The sequence below is a fragment of the Sulfitobacter sp. HI0040 genome (assembly GCF_001634885.1).
Lineage (GTDB): Bacteria > Pseudomonadota > Alphaproteobacteria > Rhodobacterales > Rhodobacteraceae > Sulfitobacter.
Window position 1 is genome coordinate 1 of record NZ_LWEX01000422.1, and the last position, 17925, is coordinate 17925.

General features: G+C 57.1%; 15 protein-coding genes and 1 pseudogene. 7 read left to right on the forward strand and 9 right to left on the reverse strand.

Annotated features, from left to right (window positions below; genetic code table 11):
- The 8 genes from A3728_RS17550 to A3728_RS17585 form a co-directional block, all read right to left on the reverse strand.
- Positions 1–298, reverse strand: a 298-nt coding sequence (locus A3728_RS17550; protein WP_150120616.1) for a helix-turn-helix domain-containing protein, incomplete at its 3' end; no start/stop codon positions are given.
- A 134-nt stretch (positions 299–432) separates the two neighbouring features.
- Positions 433–1632, reverse strand: coding sequence for a 3-oxoadipyl-CoA thiolase (gene pcaF, locus A3728_RS17555; RefSeq protein ID WP_009804213.1), 1200 nt, complete (start codon positions 1630–1632; stop codon positions 433–435).
- 2 nt (positions 1633–1634) lie between these two features.
- On the reverse strand, positions 1635–2555 hold the full coding sequence (locus A3728_RS17560; protein ID WP_009804214.1) for an electron transfer flavoprotein subunit alpha/FixB family protein: 921 nt from the start codon (positions 2553–2555) through the stop codon (positions 1635–1637).
- Complete coding sequence (locus A3728_RS17565; RefSeq protein ID WP_009804215.1) at positions 2555–3313, reverse strand: electron transfer flavoprotein subunit beta/FixA family protein; 759 nt, start codon at positions 3311–3313, stop codon at positions 2555–2557. The genes A3728_RS17560 and A3728_RS17565 overlap by 1 nt, the downstream gene beginning before the upstream one ends.
- Before the next feature lie 505 nt (positions 3314–3818).
- A complete protein-coding gene (locus A3728_RS17570; RefSeq protein WP_067261940.1) occupies positions 3819–5021 on the reverse strand; it encodes a CaiB/BaiF CoA transferase family protein in 1203 nt (400 codons plus the stop codon).
- The gene (locus A3728_RS17575) at positions 5021–6175 is read right to left on the reverse strand and encodes an iron-containing alcohol dehydrogenase (protein WP_017467063.1); all 1155 of its coding nucleotides are present in this window, start codon (positions 6173–6175) and stop codon (positions 5021–5023) included. The genes A3728_RS17570 and A3728_RS17575 overlap by 1 nt, the downstream gene beginning before the upstream one ends.
- Positions 6176–6193: 18 nt before the next feature.
- Entirely contained in the window at positions 6194–7354 is a 1161-nt protein-coding gene (locus tag A3728_RS17580; RefSeq protein ID WP_067261942.1) for an acyl-CoA dehydrogenase family protein, read from the reverse strand.
- A gap of 15 nt (positions 7355–7369) precedes the next feature.
- Positions 7370–8278 (reverse strand): IclR family transcriptional regulator, encoded by a 909-nt coding sequence (locus A3728_RS17585; RefSeq protein WP_236630547.1) that lies wholly within the window; start codon positions 8276–8278, stop codon positions 7370–7372.
- 57 nt (positions 8279–8335) lie between these two features.
- Between A3728_RS17585 and A3728_RS17590 the strand changes: the two genes are divergently transcribed.
- The gene (locus A3728_RS17590; RefSeq protein ID WP_231886289.1) at positions 8336–9790 is read left to right on the forward strand and encodes an NAD-dependent succinate-semialdehyde dehydrogenase; all 1455 of its coding nucleotides are present in this window, start codon (positions 8336–8338) and stop codon (positions 9788–9790) included.
- 8 nt (positions 9791–9798) lie between these two features.
- A complete protein-coding gene (locus A3728_RS17595; protein ID WP_231886290.1) occupies positions 9799–11838 on the forward strand; it encodes an FAD-dependent oxidoreductase in 2040 nt (679 codons plus the stop codon).
- On the opposite strand, the pseudogene A3728_RS17600 reads toward A3728_RS17595, so the two are convergent.
- Positions 11826–12678, reverse strand: a pseudogene (locus A3728_RS17600) (IS5 family transposase); the annotation flags it as partial. The gene A3728_RS17595 and the pseudogene A3728_RS17600 sit on opposite strands and share 13 nt — an antisense overlap.
- Positions 12679–12904: 226 nt before the next feature.
- On the opposite strand from A3728_RS17600, the gene A3728_RS17605 reads away from it, so the two are divergent.
- From A3728_RS17605 to A3728_RS17625, 5 genes are all read left to right on the forward strand, one after another.
- On the forward strand, positions 12905–13837 hold the full coding sequence (locus A3728_RS17605; RefSeq protein ID WP_236628316.1) for an alpha/beta hydrolase: 933 nt from the start codon (positions 12905–12907) through the stop codon (positions 13835–13837).
- A gap of 115 nt (positions 13838–13952) precedes the next feature.
- Positions 13953–15590 carry a flavin-containing monooxygenase gene (locus tag A3728_RS17610; RefSeq protein ID WP_067261950.1) on the forward strand — a complete coding sequence of 546 codons (1638 nt, stop codon included), beginning with the start codon at positions 13953–13955 and terminating at the stop codon, positions 15588–15590.
- A 72-nt stretch (positions 15591–15662) separates the two neighbouring features.
- Entirely contained in the window at positions 15663–16418 is a 756-nt protein-coding gene (locus A3728_RS17615) for an SDR family NAD(P)-dependent oxidoreductase (protein WP_067261951.1), read from the forward strand.
- The gene (locus tag A3728_RS17620) at positions 16396–16923 is read left to right on the forward strand and encodes a helix-turn-helix transcriptional regulator (RefSeq protein WP_231886291.1); all 528 of its coding nucleotides are present in this window, start codon (positions 16396–16398) and stop codon (positions 16921–16923) included. The genes A3728_RS17615 and A3728_RS17620 overlap by 23 nt, the downstream gene beginning before the upstream one ends.
- 73 nt (positions 16924–16996) lie before the next feature.
- The gene (locus A3728_RS17625) at positions 16997–17455 is read left to right on the forward strand and encodes an acyl-CoA thioesterase (RefSeq protein ID WP_007120589.1); all 459 of its coding nucleotides are present in this window, start codon (positions 16997–16999) and stop codon (positions 17453–17455) included.
- The last annotated feature ends 470 nt before the right edge of the window (positions 17456–17925 follow it).

Consider the following 17925-nt stretch of genomic DNA (forward strand, 5'->3'; position numbering starts at 1 on the left):
GCTCAGCCAGCTTCTCAGCTGCCAGTGTTGGGCCGAAATCCGGGTAATTCTCTTTGATCAGGCTCAGAGCATAATCGCGCTTTGCATGATGGATACGATTGTTTGGAGGTTTGCCGCGCGCCTTATGTCGGATCGCTGAGGCGCCATCCTGCCGGTATCGCTTGAGAAGCCGGAACACTTGCCGCCTTGTCAGATCCAGCAGGTTTGCCGCATTGTCTACCGTCAGCCGACTATCATCGACCTGCGCCAAAACCTCAACGCGGTTCAAATCGCGCTCGCTCATCATAACCCATCCCATGTCCACTCATCCTCGCTATCGTATGCGAGGAGAGTGACACTTCTGAATTGCTCATGGGTGACATTATCGCTTTGCGCGTACAGCCAAAAGTCGCATAAGAGAACTTATGTTAGTTTTGTGGTTGTCGCGGCACCTCAGACAGCTTCGAGCGCGATTGCAATCCCCTGTCCCACGCCAATACACATGGTCGATAACGACTTTTCTCCAGGTTTGAGGTCCAGCATCGCTGAACCAGTGATGCGGGCACCTGACATGCCAAGCGGATGGCCGAGAGCAATAGCGCCGCCGTTCGGGTTCACGCGGGCGTCATCATCCGCGATCCCCAGGTGCCGTAGTGTGGCCAGACCCTGCGAAGCAAAGGCTTCGTTAAGTTCGATTACCGAGAAGTCTTCTTGTTTCAGTCCAAGTCGCGCCATCAGCTTTTCCGACGCCGGTGCCGGCCCGAAACCCATGATGCGCGGTGCGACGCCCGCGGTTGCGCCGCCCAAGACCCTTGCGATCGGTGTGAGGCCAAATTTTTTTGCGACGTCGCTGGTGGCAAGGATCAATGCTGCGGCACCATCGTTCACGCCCGAAGAATTCCCAGCGGTTACAGTGCCGTCCGCTTTTACGAAAGTTTTCAGTTGGGCGAGCGCTTCCAAAGTCGTACCCGCGCGAGGGTGTTCATCCTGTACGACGATCTTTGGCTCCCCCTTTCGCTGAGGAATCTCTACCGGGACAATTTCACGGGCCAAACGACCGTTCGCCATGGCATCTCTCGCCTTTCGCTGCGAACGCATGGCGAAGGCATCTTGGTCGGCGCGGTTGATGCTGAAGTCTTCCGCTACGTTTTCGGCCGTTTCAGGCATGCTGTCGACGCCGTATTGACTCTTCATCTGTTTATTGACGAAGCGCCAGCCGATGGTGGTGTCTTCAGCAGAATTTTCGCGCGAGAATGCAGTTGTAGCTTTTGGCATCACAAACGGAGCACGAGACATGCTTTCCACACCGCCAGCAACAATGAGATCGGCTTCTCCAGCTTTGATCGCGCGGGCGGCTGTGATTACGGCGTCCATACCCGATCCGCACAACCGGTTCATCGTCGTGCCAGGGACACAATCCGGAAATCCCGCGAGTAGCAGCGACATGCGTGCGACGTTGCGGTTGTCCTCGCCCGCCTGGTTGGCGCAGCCGAAAATCACTTCGTCAATGGCCGCTAGATCTAGCTTCGGGTTTCGGCTGGCCAGGGCCCTGAGTGGGATTGCACCAAGATCGTCGGCTCGCACAGAAGAAAGCGCGCCGCCATAGCGACCAATTGGTGTGCGGATGTAATCGCAGATGTAGACGTTTGTCATTCTTAGAGTGCCTTTGTCATATCCGGGACGGCGTCGAGCAGGTCTGCGACCAGGCCGTAGTCGGCGACCTGGAAGATCTGGGCCTCTTCATCCTTGTTGATGGCGACGATGACCTTGCTGTCCTTCATGCCTGCAAGGTGTTGAATTGCCCCGGAAATCCCGACCGCGATGTACAGCTCGGGCGCCACGACCTTGCCGGTCTGGCCGACCTGCCAGTCGTTCGGTGCGAACCCGCTATCCACCGCCGCGCGCGAGGCGCCGACCGCCGCGCCCAGCTTGTCGGCCAGGCCCTCGATGATCGCGAAGTTCTCCTCGGAACCGACGCCGCGACCGCCCGAGACCACGATCTTGGCCGAGGTCAGTTCCGGACGATCCGACGCCGCGACCTTGTCCTCGACCCAGGCGCTCAGGCCCGCGTTGCCGGCCGCTGCGATGGCCTCGACGGCGGCCGAACCACCCTGGCCAGCCGCGTCGAAGGCGGTGGTGCGGACGGTCAGTACCTTCTTGGAATCGTTGGACTTTACCGTCTGAATCGCGTTGCCCGCGTAGATCGGGCGTTCGAACGTGGACCCGTCCACGATGGCGGTGACGTCCGACAAAACCATCACGTCCAGCAGCGCCGCGACGCGCGGCAGGATGTTTTTCGCGCTCGCCGTGGACGGAGCAACGATATGTTCATAATTGCCTGCCAGGCTGACCACCAGATCGGCGACCGGCTCGGCCAGGCCGTTGGCATAGGCGGCGTCATCCGCCACCAGAACCTTTGCCACGCCGTCGATCTTCGACGCGGCCTCGCCTGCGGCAGCGGGGCCCGCAACCAGAACGGTCACATCGCCCAGCGATTTGGCAGCGGTCACCGCCTTGGCGGTGGCGTCCAGCGCCAGTGCACCACCGGCGATTTCTGCAAGGAGAAGAACAGCCATTACACGATCCCCTTTTCTTTCAGCTTCGACACCAGCTCGTCGACCGAGCCAACCATTTCCCCGGCCGAACGCGCGGCGGGCTCTGCCGTCTTGACGACGGTCAGGCGCGGCGTGACATCGACGCCGAAATCGGCGGCGGTCTTTTCGTCCAGCGGTTTCTTCTTGGCTTTCATGATGTTGGGCAGCGAGGCGTAGCGCGGCTCGTTCAGGCGCAGGTCGGCGGTGACGATCGCCGGCAGCTTCACCTTGATGGTCTGCAGACCGCCGTCCACTTCGCGGGTCACGACGGCATGCTCGCCCTCGATCGCAACCTCAGAGGCATAGGTCGCCTGACCCCAGCCCAGCAGCGCCGCCAGCATCTGGCCGGTCGCGTTCATGTCGTTGTCGATCGCCTGTTTGCCCGCGATCACCAGGCCCGGCGCCTCGGCGTCGATCACGGCCTTTAGGATCTTGGCCACCGCCAGCGGCTCGATATCTTGGTGCACGTCGTCGGCGGCCACGACGAGGATCGCCCGGTCCGCGCCCATCGCCAGCGCCGTGCGCAGCGTTTCCTGCGCCTGTTTCACGCCGATCGACACGACGACAAGCTCGTCCGCCTTGCCCGCTTCCTTCAGACGGATCGCCTCTTCAACCGCAATCTCGTCGAACGGGTTCATCGACATCTTCACATTCGCGAGACCAACTCCGCTACCGTCCGCCTTAACGCGAACCTTCACGTTGTAATCAATTAGGTGTTTTATAGGTGCAATTATTTTCATTGGCGTTTATCGTCTTGGAAATTTGCAATGGCAGTAACGGCCCGGGTTCCAGGCCGTTACTTGGGATGTGTCTCTGTCAATGGACTTCGGGTCACGATCAAAGACCGAAAGGGCCGCGTTTTCGAGTTCGCTGTGATTGAGATAGACGTGTCTAACCGTGATAGGCTCGGACCAACTCCAAGTGGATTCCTCTGCACGCGTGAGCAAGGAAATCCTACCTTTCTCTACGCGCGCGCTTTGCCATGGGCCGCCACTCGTGCGGCGCATAGTGGTTGGCGCGCCATCATATGCAACAATCATATAGTCGCGCATGGGGGGAATTGCCGCGTCTTGTCGCTCATAACGATAGCCCTTCAGGGTAATGCCGTTCCAGTTGCACCCGGAACTGTCCAACGTAGTCGTGCCGGGAATCCATTCGGGTATCCGGTCCGGTGATATGAGCAGTCTTTCCATCTTGGCCTCCCTGAACTTTTTCACGATCGTCCGCTTGAGCTGAAATTTCGGCTTAGGTCGTCTCGCGCATCCGCGGTTCTTCTCGAACGATATCCGCTTGAGTCAATCTATCGATTTCAGCTTCTGTCAGTCCAGCCTCGCTAAGCAACTGCCTACTATGCTGCCCGAAGCGAGGCGGTGCCGCGCGAACCGCTCCGGGGGTACGCGACAAGCGTGCTGGCACGCCGGTGCCGCGGTAGGTGCCTACTGATACCACCATGCCGCGATGTCGGGTGTGTGGATGCTGCAACGCTTCATTCACATTCCGAACGACTCCGGCGGGAATCCCAGCTTTCAAAAGCACGGGCTCAAGTTTCAAGGCGTCATGTTGCACCAGGCACTCTGACAAGACCTCTGTCATCTCTGACCGATGCGCAAGACGCGCGGCATTGTCGGCAAATCGTGGATCGCAGGGCACCTCAGGTAGGCCAAGCACGTCACAGAGTTTTGCGAACTGACCATTGTTACCGATAGCCAGATAGAGTTTGCCATTACTTGTTTCGAACATGTCGTATGGTACAATATTTGGATGCCCATTGCCGGTCGCCATTGGTATCTGTCCGGACATGAGGGAATTAGCCGCTTGGGGATGCATCATGCTGATCGCGCAATCATATAGCGGCACTTCGATGGCTTGGCCCAATCCGGACCGGCCCCGTTCCAAAAGTGCGGCGAGAATAGCGTTACAGGCGATCAGACCGGTGCCGATGTCCACGATGGGCGTACCCATGCGTGTCGGGCCTTCGGAGGGATTGCCGTTGATGCTCATGAGGCCCGTCATAGCTTGTACCACGGCGTCATAGCCGGGAAAACCGCCAAGTGGGCCATCGGAACCAAATCCAGTCACGTGGCAGAGTACCAGTCTAGGAAAACGTGCCCTGAGAACATCATCATAACCAAGCCCCCATTTTTCAAGAGTACCAGACTTAAAATTGTGAACTAAAACATCCGCATCCTGAAGAAACCGCAAAATCAGGTCGCGCCCTTCCGGTTGCTGCAGATCGATAGCGATGGACCGCTTGTTGCGGTTGGCGCCAGAGAAATAGGCGCTGAGTTCATCATTGAAAGGCGGGCCCCAACTGCGGGTCTCGTCGCCCAGAGGCGGCTCCACCTTGATGACCTCAGCGCCATGATCCGCAAGCATTTGGGTGCAGTAAGGCCCGCCCAGCACGCGGCTGAGGTCGACCACCTTGATCCCGTCCAATGAGCCAGCCATCAAAGCGCCTCCTGATAGAGGCGCGACACATCTTCGGCTGTCATGTCGCGCGGGTTGGTCTCCAGCAATCGCGTGATACCGGTCACGACCTCATTAGCCATTCCGGGAATGGCTGCCTCGGTCACTCCGACACCAGAAAGTCGAGACTCAAGTCCGCTTTCGACTAGCATCCGTTCCATCTCGTCGATCAGGCCATAGGCCGCAGCCGCATCAGAGTTGAAAGGCCGCGAGGGCAGTAGTAACCGCGATAGACGAGCATATTCAGCTTCTGCAACGGGCATGTTGAACCTCATCACTGGTCCTGCGACCAGAGCGTTTGCGTGCCCGTGAGGAACTTTGAAACCTGTTCCCAGTGGGTATGACAAGGCATGAATCGCCCCCACGCTGGCATTAATGAAGGCCATCCCAGCCAGTGTCGCCCCCAACAGCATGGCCTCTCGCGCTGACAGGTCCGAAGGCGTTTCCATGACGATTGGTAAGTTCTGACCGAGAAGCACCAGCGCTTTGTCCGCCATTCCATCGGAAATGGGATTCTTTCTGGTGCGACTGGTTACTGCCTCAATGGCGTGAACCATTGCGTCTAACGCCGTGGCCGCTGTGATGTGACGAGGCATTCCCAATGTTAGCTTTGCATCTAGCAAGGCAACGTCAGGCAGAAGCTGCGGTGCATATACCGCTTTTTTTTCGTGGCTTTCCGAAGTCAGCACGGACACCCATGTTACCTCTGATCCGGTCCCTGCCGTGGTTGGCACCTGGATCAGTGGCAAGCGTTTATCGGTGACCTGATTGATCCCGATCATGTCCGTAATCGGTTGATCGTTGGCTACCGCCGCTGCGATGACCTTGGCCGTGTCCAGTGAACTGCCGCCGCCAAGTCCGATGATTCCGTCAGCACCAAAGGCCCGCGCGACCTCTACCGCGGCCTCGACGACAGCGATCGGGGGGTCCGCTTCGACTTTATGAAAAATCTCAACCTCGATGCCAGCAGCCCTAAGTGCGGCGGCTGCCTCGTCCGCAAAACCACAGGCCAATATGCCCGGGTCCGTCACGACCAGCGCACGGGTGCAAGACAAATCTTGCATCAGGCTGCCGATCCGGCCAAGCCCACCGCTCTCGCAGACGATCCTCGGGGTGGAAAGGAAATTGAAGTCCATAGTTTGTCTTCGCTCCTGTTAAGCTGCTGCAGTGCGGATCATATTCCGCGCGATCAGTATTTGCTGAATCTGGGTTGTCCCCTCGTAGATGCGGAAGAGACGCACATCGCGATAGAAGCGCTCGACCGCATATTCGGCCATGTATCCTGCACCGCCGTGGATTTGCACTGCGCGATCGGCCACTCGACCTACCATCTCACTGGCAAACATCTTGCAGCAGGCAGCATCAGTCGACACGTTCTGACCAGCGTCCTTGCGGCGTGCTGTTTCTTCGATCATGCAACGCGCTGCGAAGGCCTCGGCGCGACTGTCAGCCAGCATGGCTTGGATCAGTTGCTTTTCAGCGATGGGTTCACCGAATTGTTTGCGTTCCATCGCATAGGATAGGCTGTCACGGATCAGCCGTTCGGCGGCGCCCACACAGACGGCAGAAATATGCAGTCGGCCCCGATCAAGGACTTTCATTGCCGTTTTGAAGCCCTTGTTCAGACGGTCCGGCCCGCCGATGATGTTCGAGGCAGGCACGCGGACATTGTCAAGGATGACGTCGCATGTGTGCGAACCCTTCTGCCCCATCTTCCTGTCAGGCTGGCCAAGCGTTATGCCCGGCGTCCCTGCCTCGACGAGAAAAGCGCTTACGCCGGCAGAACCTTTCACCTCTGGACTGGTCCGGGCAAAAACCGTGAATAGATCGGCACGCGGCGCATTGGTAATGTAGCGCTTCGTGCCGTTCAGTAGGAAATCGTTTCCATCACGCCGCGCAGTGGTGCGCAGACCGCCAGCATCCGAACCAGCATCTGGCTCGGTTAGGGCGAAGGATGCGATCATATCTCCGGAGGCGAGAGCTGGTAGATACTTCGCCTTCTGCTCGTCGGTTCCATCGATGATGATTCCCTGCGAGCCGATCCCGTTGTTTGTGCCAACTAGCGACCGGAACGCAGGCGAAGCCTGGCCAAGAACGAAAGCGGCTTGCACTTCCTCTATCATCGACAAGCCAAGCCCGCCGAAATCCTCCGGGATCGACATGCCGAAAAGGCCCATCATGCGGATTTCATCGACCAGCATAGGCGGAATCACATCTTCATCGGCGACGCGATCCTCGTAAGGGATTAGTCGCTCTTTCACGAAGCGGTCGAGCGCGTCGAGAAACTGGGAAAGGGTATCTGTATCAAGGGCCATAATGCTCTCTATTGTTCAGGGTGCGACCGCCGCAACGCGGCGGACAAGATCGACAAGGCGGTGCGCGACATCGCTTTCGATCCAGTCGCGCGTAAGGGTTTGCGAAGGACCGCCGCAGTTGAAGGCAATGATGGGTGAGCCGTCCGTCGGCACGAAGGGCACTGCTACTGCGTTCACATCACGTTTCCACTCCGTGAAGGACGTGCAATAACCGTACTGTTGGTAGTCTTCGATAGCTGCTTCGATTCCGGGCTGCACATTCGGCCAGTTGTCACCCTCACGTTCCTCCACAAGGGCCAGAATTCTGGCGCGCTCATCGGGGCCGTGTGCCGCTATGCAGGCGCGACCAACCGCGGTAGTGGCCAGTTTAATATGGGCACCAATCTCAATCGCCAGCGTGACGGCGTTGGTGCCCTTGCACCGCTCTAGATAGACCATCGATAGTCGGTCACGACTGGCCATGGCCACCGGCATACCTGTGTAATCGGCTAATTCCTGCATAAAGGGCTTTGCGAGTTGCCGCAGCGGAATCCCTGCAAGGCAGGAGAAACCCAGCGAAAGCACTGGAGGGGCCAGTCGATAACGTGCTGTATCCGGATCGTAGCTGAGGTATTCCAGCTTGTTCAGTGTATAGGCCAGCCTTGAGACCGTCGATCTGCTCAGGCCAGTGCGCTCGGCCATCTCACCGTTCCCCAGAGCCTCCCCTTCCCGCCGAAAGGCCCGCAACAGCTCCAAGCCGCGCGCCAACGCCGTGACAAAATCGCGGTCCTGTCTCTCGGCATCCTTGGTGCGGTCTTTCCTTGGTCTCACGGCATCCCTCCTCGGGAAGAATGATGCGTCTTGAAACACATCTAAACGATCGATAACGTCCGCGTCAATACTGCAGTAAACTTTTCCGCTATGCGGAAAACTAAGGTCATCCACCTGGCCCCCTTCGTGCCGGATCCTGCGGATGACACAACTAAGCGAGGGCATAACGCCATGAAAGAAATGAATTATCCGACCATCCAGCACCTCATCGGACGGGACTGGATCGCTTCTCCCACCCCGGAGGATCGTGCAGTCATAAACCCTGCAAACGGGCAAACTATCGGACAGATTCCGCAGGCTAGCGCCGCAGATCTAGACCATGCGGTTCACTCGGCCGAATCAGCTTTTCGCCGATGGAAAAACAGTTCTCCCATGGAACGAAGTGCGATTTTGCGGCGGTTTGCCGACCTGCTGCGCCAAAATGACAGACTGATCGCTGGCTGGATCACACTCGATGAAGGCAAGCCGCTGGTTGAGGCTTTGGCTGAGGTCCGCTCCTCGGCTGACCACGTCGACTGGCACGCCGAGGAATGTCGGCGCATTTATGGGCGCATCATTCCATCACGCAGCCCGCGGGTACAGCAGCTTGTCGTGCGCGAACCGATAGGCGTCTGCCTTGCCATCACGCCTTGGAATTTTCCGCTGAGCCAAGCGGTACGCAAGGTCGCGGCGGCGCTTGCGTCAGGTTGCACGATGATCTTGAAAGCCCCGGCAGAGGCTCCGGCGGGCTGCATGGCAATTGCTCGCTATCTGCTGGATGCAGGCTTGCCCGAAGGCTGTCTGAACCTTGTCTGGGGTAATGCGGCCTTCATTTCGGAAACTCTTATTGCGCGCCCCGAGGTGCGCAAGGTCACCTTCACCGGTTCGGTCGAGGTGGGCAAACATCTGGCAGAATTGGCTGGCCGCCATATGAAGCGGGCGACGATGGAACTCGGCGGTCACGCGCCTGTATTGGTGTTCGACGACGCCGATGCCACGGCCGCGGCGCGCGCCTTGGCGGTCAACAAGCTGCGCAATGCAGGCCAGGTGTGCATCGCCCCAACCCGGTTTTACGTACAACAAGGCATCTACGACCGATTTCTGTCCGAATTGGTTTCAGCATTTGAGAGCGTAAAGGTCGGCGATGGTTTAGCCGAGGGCACACAGATGGGGCCATTGTGTCATCGCGGACGCGTGAATGCGATGGAAAAGCTCGTCGAGGATGCCCGCGAAAACGGTGCACGGGTGTTGACGGGAGGCAAAAGGATTGGGAATCATGGTAACTTCTATGCCCCGACAGTCGTCGATACGCCCAACGACGACATCGACTTGATGCGCGAAGAACCCTTCGGACCGATTGCTGTCGTCTCGTCTTTTCGTGACATAGAGGACGGTCTGTCGCGGGCCAACGGGCTACCCTTCGGGCTGGCATCCTATGTCTTTACCAATTCGTTGGAGCGTGCAGATAAAGCAGCTGCGGGTTTGCAAGCAGGTATGGTAAGCATCAACCAGTTCGGCCTGGCTCTGCCCGAGACTCCGTTTGGCGGCGTAAGAGACAGCGGCTATGGGACTGAAGGCGGGACAGAAACCTTCGAAGGCTATCTCATTACCAAATTTATCTCGCGCAATCGAGCGCCAGTGCTGTGAGGATGCCCATGCCTGTTGAATTAAGCTTCTCAAATGGCGCAGCAATTCTGACCATAGACAATTCGCCGCTTAACCTAATCAACGCGGAGGTTCGGGCTGGAATACAACACTGTATCTTCCAAGTCCTCGAAACTGGTGCTACCAGGCTGATTATCACCGGCGCAGGAACGACGTTCGTCGCGGGCGCGGATGCGAAGGAATTCGGACAGTTGCCTGTTGATCCACAACTAAATGACGTGCTGTTGCAACTTGCGCACCTTCCGATTCCGACTATCGCAGCCATCAACGGGGCTGCGCTTGGTGGGGGACTAGAGATTGCTCTGGCTTGCTGCTATCGAATCGCCTCAACTTCTACCAAACTGGGCCTGCCAGAGGTAAACTTGGGGATCGTGCCTGGCGCAGGGGGAACCCAAAGACTGCCGCGACTTATCGGTATTGAAGCTGCGCTTGACATGATCGTCACCGGGAAGGCTGTTTCCGCCGAGCAGGCACTGAAAATAGGACTGATCCAGCTGCTAGCCGATGACCCGCTTGGCGCGGCCATAGCTCTCGATGACGCTGTTCTAGAGGCGGCACAGGCACCCGACAATCTTCCTTCACCAATGCCAAACCACTTCGCAGCGGAAGTCGCCCGCGCGCAGGTAGCGCGGCGTATGCCTGGCCAGAATGCGCCGCATGTTGCGGTGGACCTGGTCGCGGCCAGCGCGATGACGCCGCTGCACGACGCACTGGCCAGCGAGCGCGCTGCGTTTTTGGACCTTCGTGCCTCGGATCAGGCGCGGGCCCTTAGGCACGTTTTCTTCACCGAGCGAACCGCAACCAACAAGGGGCGCACCTACCCCCGACCTTCCCGAGATGCTGAAACCGCCATCGTGGTCGGTGGTGGCAATATGGGAGCAGCTATTGCGTACACGCTAGCGACCGCAGGGATCTCGGTGACTGTCGTCGAACGCAGTGCCTCGTCCGCAGAGTGGGCCAGAGAAAACCTGCAAAAGCTGATTGATCAGGGTATCAGTCGCGGCATTCTGTCCCCCGATGCGGGAAAGGCGGTTGAGGACCGGCTGGTTACGGTCTCAGGCTATGACGCTCTGCCACCAACCGATCTAGCAATCGAGGCGGCCTTCGAGGATTTTGCGGTCAAGAGCGCGATCTTGACCGAACTCGAAGGTGCTCTGCCGCCCGAGACGATTATTGCCACAAACACATCCTATCTCGATGTAAATCGGCTTTCTGATGGGTTGAAGCACCCAGCACGCTTTGTAGGGATTCATTTCTTCAGTCCTGCGCATATTATGAAGCTTCTGGAAGTCGTCAGGAGCGACCGAACGTCAGACGATACATTAGGTGCAGCATTTGTGCTGGCGCGCAGGCTTGGTAAAATCCCGGTACTGTCTGGTGTTTGCGATGGCTTCATCGGAAACCGAATTTTGTCTAGCTACCGTCACGCCGCTAATCGCCTTCTGGTGAAGGGGGCTATTGTCGACGAGATCGACGCGGCTATGCGCGGATTCGGTATGGCGATGGGTCCATATGCTGCACAGGACATGTCGGGGCTGGACATCGCCTACGCGAATATCCGTCGCAAGGCCGCTGCAGAAGGGAACTGCTGTGGTCACGTGCCCTTGGTCGAGCGGTTGGTCGAAAAGCACAAACGCCTAGGACACAAATCGGGCGCCGGATGGTACGACTATGGGCCGGACGGCGAACCCTCACCTTCGGAGCTGGTCGCTAGCGAAATACTCCGTGTCTCAGAAGAAATGAACTTCACTCGCCGGGAGTTCTCAGCTGACGAAATCGTAGAAAGGCTCTTGCTCGCAATGGTGGCGGAAGCCTGTGATATCCTTGACGAAGGGATCGCAGAAAAACCGCAAGACATCGACCTAGTAATGATTCACGGCTACGGATTTCCCCGCTGGCGGGGAGGCCTGATGCACCACGCCAAAAATATCGGCAAGGATCGGTTGGCCGCGCTCTTTAGCGCGCTTGTCAAAGAGGATCCTTGCGACTGGAGGGTGCCTCGTTATTTAGAAAGGGTTTTCGCGACCTGACAGTCAAAGTCCCGCGCCATAAGGCGCTGCCCCAGCAACTTAACACAGTGCATCTTCGTCTCGACGCGGCTTCGGCGGTGGTATCCGCTCCATCGTCGCCAGAGCGCGCGGGCCAGGTATTTCGCCGCGCGCAGGGCCTCGTTTCGCGCCACGGCTCCGGCGGTGATGGTCTTCCATGACTTTGCGTTCTTGCGTGGCGGGATAACGGCGTGGACGCCACGGTCCGCAATCGCGTCGTGGCATTTTCGTGTGCCATACGCGCCGTCAGCCGTGACACTGCTGGTCTGCCGGGATCTGTTCAAGAAGGTCGGGTAACACTGGCGCGTCACCGATGTGGCTCCCGGTGATCTCAACAGCGCGCACTTCCAACGTTTGCTCGTCGACCCCGAGGTGGATCTTGCGCCAGACCCGTCGCTTGGGGCCGCCATGCTTGCGGGCATGCCACTCACCTTCACCTTCAACCTTGATCCCCGTGCTGTCCACCAACAAGTGCAACGGCCCCTTGGAGCCGCGATACGGGATGTTCACGGCCAGGGTCTTCTGGCGCCGGGACAGGGTGCTGAAGTCGAGCACCGTCCAGTCGAGACCGATCAGCCGCAACAGGCTCTCGACGAACCCGGTCGCCTGTCGCAAGGCCATGCCGAACAGGACCTTCATCGAAAGACAGGTCTGGATCGCGGCGTCGCTGTAGCTCTGCTGCCGGCCCCTGCTGCCTGTCGGCACGGCCTCCCAGCTCATCTCGGGGTCGAACCAGATCGTCAGCGAGCCACGGCGCTTGAGCGCTTCGTTATAAGCGGGCCAGTTCCTGGTCTTGTATGTCGGGGATGTCGGTCTGCTCATGCACCTCAGCTACCACGCTGGATTCATAAGATGAATCCCACACGGGATTTGTGCAACAGAGCCTAGTAACGGGCATATCTGCCTCACGACAGGCTGAGCAAGATCATACAATTTCCAAAGCGGGAATGTTCAATACATGGCGCATTTTTCGCCCTTAATATGAGGTAATTGGCGTATGCCGTTGGCCGTTTGACGTCTTCGAGATTGGCGACGTCAGGTGGTGGCTTTGCCAAATGTTATGCTTGGGAGGATAAACATGGAAATCAGTAGAGAAGCCGATACGCTGCGGGCGCTTTATCAGAATTGGACCGATCAGATGGTCGAGAACCCAGACCTGACGATCGCGAACCTGCGCAGCATGTTCGATGAATGGGGGCAGCCCGCACTAGAGCCGGAAAACGTTAGCTACAAAAGCGATCATGTCGGAGGAGTTGAGGCTATCTGGGCCCTACCAGCCGGGGCAGATACCTCGCGTGTAATTGTTTACACTCATGGTGGCGGCTTTGCCGTCGGCTCAGCCGATAGTCATCGAAAAATGGCAGGGCACCTCGCTAAGGTACTTGGGGTTACGTCGGTGATCCTGCACTATCGGCGCGCACCCGAGCACCCATTTCCGGCGCAGATCGAAGATGCAGTAGCCGCATACAAAGCGCTGCTGGATAAGGGGTTCAAGGCAAGAAATATTCTGACCGCTGGCGACAGTGCTGGCGGCAATCTTGCCATCGCCAGCGTGCTGAAATTACGCGAACTTGGGTTGCCACTGCCCGGAGCGGTCATCGCCTATTCGCCCTGGCTCGACATGGCGATGCGCGGGGAAACACTGGAAACCAACGCGGAAACCGATGCGCTAGTCGGCAAACCGATCCTCGAAGCGATGGCGGGGATGTTCCTCGGTGAAGGCACTGATCCGCTTAATCCGTTGGCCAACCCGCTGGAGAACGATTTCACCGGTTACCCGCCGCTTTATATCAATGCCGGAGGGGCCGAGACGCTTAAGAGCGATGCCGAACGGTTGCACGAAAAGGCCAAGGCGCAGGGCGTAAACGTGACCCTGTCTATCGTCGAAGGCATGCAGCATGTCTTTCCCGCGCTTTCGGGACGCGCGCCCGAGGCGAACGAGGAACTTGGTCGCATCGCCGCATGGTATCGGGCCCTCTGACACCTGTACTCGCACTGCATTGCGGTGCGGTGCGAGACAAACCCCTACGACACATTCATCTGGCATCTCACCCGCAATCTGCGGGGCGGAGCGGTCTTACTCTGGGAGGAGTGACATGAACATTCAGACTGAGAATACTAAAACGGTCGGAGCGGATTTCGACGCAGTCGTCATTGGCGCGGGCTTCGGCGGGCTTTACGCCGTCCACAAACTTCGCAACGAGCAGGGACTGAACGTCCGGGGCTATGACAGCGCCAGTGACGTTGGCGGCACCTGGTGGTGGAACCGATATCCCGGTGCGCTGTCAGACACGGAAAGCTATGTCTACCGCTATTCTTTTGACAAAGAGTTGCTTCAAAAAGGCCGCTGGAAAACCCGGTATCTGACCCAGCCCGAGATCCTCAAATACATGAACGAGGTGGCGGATCATCTCGATCTCCGACGCAGCTACAAGTTCGACACCAAGGTGGACGGCGCGCACTATAATGAAAAAACCGGTCTCTGGAACGTGATCACTGATAGTGGTGAGACAGTTACCGCCAAATACCTTGTCACTGGCCTCGGTCTCTTGTCCGCAACGAATGTTCCAAAATTCAAGGGCATCGGTGATTTCAAAGGCCGTGTCTTACACACAGGTGCCTGGCCCGAGGGCGTGGACTTGAGCAACAAACGCGTGGGCATTATCGGCACCGGCTCGACCGGTGTGCAGGTTATCACTGCAACGGCACCAGTTGCAAAACACCTGACTGTTTTTCAGCGCTCTGCACAATATGTCGTGCCGATTGGGAACACCCCGCAAGACGATGCTACCATCGCCGAGCAGAAGGCGAACTACGATAAAATCTGGGATCAAGTGAAGAATTCTGTTGTGGCCTTCGGCTTCGAAGAAAGCGTCGAACCCGCCGAAACCACCTCCCCCGAGGAACGGGAGCGGGTCTTCGAAGCCGCCTGGCAGCGCGGCGGTGGTTTCTATTTCATGTTTGGCACCTTTTGCGATATTGCGACCAGCCAAGTGGCCAATGATGCGGCCGCTGACTTCATCAAGGGCAAGATCAAGCAAATCGTGAAGGACCCCAAGGTCGCAGAGAAACTGACGCCGAAGGACCTTTACGCCAAGCGCCCGCTTTGCGGAAACAATTATTACGAGGTCTACAACCGAGACAACGTGACCCTCGCCGACGTGAAGGCCGATCCGATCGCAGAATTCACTCCGAACGGCATACGTCTCGAAAGCGGCGAGGAGCATGAGCTTGACATCGTAATCTTTGCCACTGGTTTCGATGCGGTCGACGGCAATTACGTCAAAATGGACCTGCGCGGACGCGGAGGCGTGACCATGCGCGACACTTGGAAGGAAGGCCCGCTCGGTTACCTCGGCATGATGGAGGTCGACTTCCCGAACTTCTTCATGATCCTTGGCCCTAATGGCCCCTTCACTAACCTGCCCCCCAGCATTGAGACGCAAGTTGAATGGATCGCTGACACGATTTGCGCAATGGAAGAAGAGGGGGTTCAAAGTGTGGAGCCAACCGTGGAAGCGCGCGACGCTTGGGTTGGCACCTGCCGTGAAATCGCCGACATGACACTCTTCCCCAAAGCTGAAAGCTGGATCTTCGGTGCGAATATCCCCGGAAAGAAGAATGCAGTTATGTTCTACATGGCCGGAATTGGCAATTATCGCAATGCCATTAATGGGGTGAAAGATGACGGCTATGCATCTCTGATGCGCAACCGCGTTGCCGAGAAGGCGTGAAAACTCCGCCGGAGCATCCAGAATCTCCGGCGGAACCAATTTATTTTGTCCATGAAAACTAGGGAGAGAGCTATGGAACGGGTATCCGGAAAAGTCGCACTGGTAACAGGTGGCGCGATGGGCATGGGAAAAGCCCATTGTGAAACGCTGGCACGTGAAGGCGCGCATGTATTTGTAACCGACCGTGATACGGAAGCGGGTGAAAGCGTAGTAAAAGGTATCATTGGAGCCGGAGGGAAGGCGGAATTCATTCAGCATGACGTGACGCTTGAAGAAGATTGGAAGAATGTCATCTCCACGGTGCAATCAAGTGCTGGTCGACTTGATGTGCTAGTGAACAACGCTGGCATTCTCATTCTGAAGCCGCTCCACGAAACCTCGCCTGACGAATTTGACATGACGATCAACGTCAATGTACGCGGTGTTTATCTCGGTATCCGAGCCGCGGTTCCATTGATGAAAGAGACCGAAAAAGCATCAATTATCAATATTTCTTCAATCTATGGGATTGTTGGTGCCGCTTCGGCGGGAGCCTACATTGGATCCAAAGGCGCCGTACGGATGTTGACCAAATCCTGCGCAGTCGACCTGGCCGAAAGTGGCATACGTGTCAATTCGATCCATCCCGGTGTCATCGATACTCCCATGACAAAAGATCTGCTACACGCCGACGAAGAGACCCGGCAGGCAATTCTGGGGGCCACGCTGCTCAAGCGGCCAAGCAAACCTGAAGAGGTTTCGAATGCGGTCCTGTTCCTCGCATCGGATGAGTCATCGTTCGTTCACGGAGCAGAGATTGTAGTAGATGGCGGTTATACTGCGAATTGAGATCAATGATTGGCTATCTGCGAAGGACCCCTGTATCCTGAACTGCATCCAATTGCTAGAGAATGAGCTAAAGAACGGTGGAATCGGCCAGAGATTGATCATCGACGCCCTGCGCAGCCAGATCGCCGTTCACCTTCTGCGTCAGTACGCCAAGGTCTCTTTGACCAGCGACGCAAACTCGAACTTCAGCCCTGCTCAAAGGCAGAGAATCATCGATCTCGTTGAAAGCTGCTTAGGTGAAAACCTCAGTCTGGAAGACATGGCCGCATCTATCGGTTTCAGCCAGTTTCACTTTTCGCGTCAGTTCAAGGCGGAGTTTGGGTTGGCACCGTATGCATATGTTTTGCGCAAGCGAATATCGAAGGCCCAGGAGATGCTGAGAAAGGGTAATGCCCCCCTGAAAGTGGTCGCGCTTGACTGCGGTTTTGCAGATCAGAGTCATTTTAGTCGAACTTTTCGAAAAATGACAGGCGCGACCCCCGCCGAGTTCCGGCGCATGGCATAATGACCGGAAAACTATTCCTTCCTATCGCTGTCACGCACCAGAGACAAAGAAATGTTGAGCCCGTAACGCTGCAATGAATGTACCAGAAACAGAATTTAAACCACGATTTGCCTTCGAACGCAGGATTTTCTTTGGCGACTGTGACCAGCTGGGAATCGCCTTTACTGGCCGGATCACGAATTTCGCGCTGGAAGCGATCGAGACTTTCTGGGACGATTTGCTTTCAGGCCGGGGCTGGCTTTTTCTACTCACGGAAAGAAACACGGCCATGCCTTTTGTCTCTATGGACCTACAATTCCATGCGCCGGTGAAAGCAGGCGCGAACCTAGCATGCGAGGTCTATGTGGTCCATGTCGGGGAAAGTTCAGTTGGTCTAAAAGTTGTCGGCCGTCAGCATGACTTGATTTGCTTCGAATGCGAAACGAAGTCAGTTTTCCGAGATGCTTCAACATTTGGTAAAGTCAAAATTGAAAGCTCAATTCGGCAGATTTTGCTCGCGGAAGTGGGTTCGGAAAATCAAACAGTGAGCTAGCAACCTTTGAGGTTGCCACCTGTAATCAAAGAGGTTTTTCGCCCCGTTTGCGTGTGACCGAGTGCAAATTTCTATCTGGCCTTCAAGAACGGCATTTTGAAAAGCTGCGGCCAGAGACGAAGGTCAGCGGATGAGGTCCAAATCTGAAATGCAAGCTTCTTGCGCAGCACAGCCCGGCCCGTAGCGTGGGCCCGGTGAACCTGAATTACATCCTTCACCAAATCAAACCCGCCCATGGCAATCTCTGACATGACCATCCCACTTTATGAATCAAGACAAACCCACCCTGGCGTATTGATTTCGTCGGGGGGCGGTCACATCTTGAGTTTCCTCCGCTGCGACGCCTCAATTTTTTGAGTGGGCAAAGTCGCGATAGGCTGTGACAAGGCGGCGCCCGATCCGACCGACACCGATGTCCCGTTGGCCGATCCGGTTGCAGGGATAGACCCGCGCGTGGTTGCCCGAGGATA

Coding starts and splice junctions, on each gene's coding strand:
- pcaF (WP_009804213.1), bottom strand. CDS start 1,632: ATGACAAACGTCTACATCTGCGATTACATCCGCACACCAATTGGTCGC.
- A3728_RS17560 (WP_009804214.1), bottom strand. CDS start 2,555: ATGGCTGTTCTTCTCCTTGCAGAAATCGCCGGTGGTGCACTGGCGCTG.
- A3728_RS17565 (WP_009804215.1), bottom strand. CDS start 3,313: ATGAAAATAATTGCACCTATAAAACACCTAATTGATTACAACGTGAAG.
- A3728_RS17570 (WP_067261940.1), bottom strand. CDS start 5,021: ATGGCTGGCTCATTGGACGGGATCAAGGTGGTCGACCTCAGCCGCGTG.
- A3728_RS17575 (WP_017467063.1), bottom strand. CDS start 6,175: ATGGACTTCAATTTCCTTTCCACCCCGAGGATCGTCTGCGAGAGCGGT.
- A3728_RS17580 (WP_067261942.1), bottom strand. CDS start 7,354: ATGGCCCTTGATACAGATACCCTTTCCCAGTTTCTCGACGCGCTCGAC.
- A3728_RS17590 (WP_231886289.1), top strand. CDS start 8,336: ATGAAAGAAATGAATTATCCGACCATCCAGCACCTCATCGGACGGGAC.
- A3728_RS17595 (WP_231886290.1), top strand. CDS start 9,799: ATGCCTGTTGAATTAAGCTTCTCAAATGGCGCAGCAATTCTGACCATA.
- A3728_RS17610 (WP_067261950.1), top strand. CDS start 13,953: ATGAACATTCAGACTGAGAATACTAAAACGGTCGGAGCGGATTTCGAC.
- A3728_RS17615 (WP_067261951.1), top strand. CDS start 15,663: ATGGAACGGGTATCCGGAAAAGTCGCACTGGTAACAGGTGGCGCGATG.
- A3728_RS17620 (WP_231886291.1), top strand. CDS start 16,396: ATGGCGGTTATACTGCGAATTGAGATCAATGATTGGCTATCTGCGAAG.
- A3728_RS17625 (WP_007120589.1), top strand. CDS start 16,997: ATGAATGTACCAGAAACAGAATTTAAACCACGATTTGCCTTCGAACGC.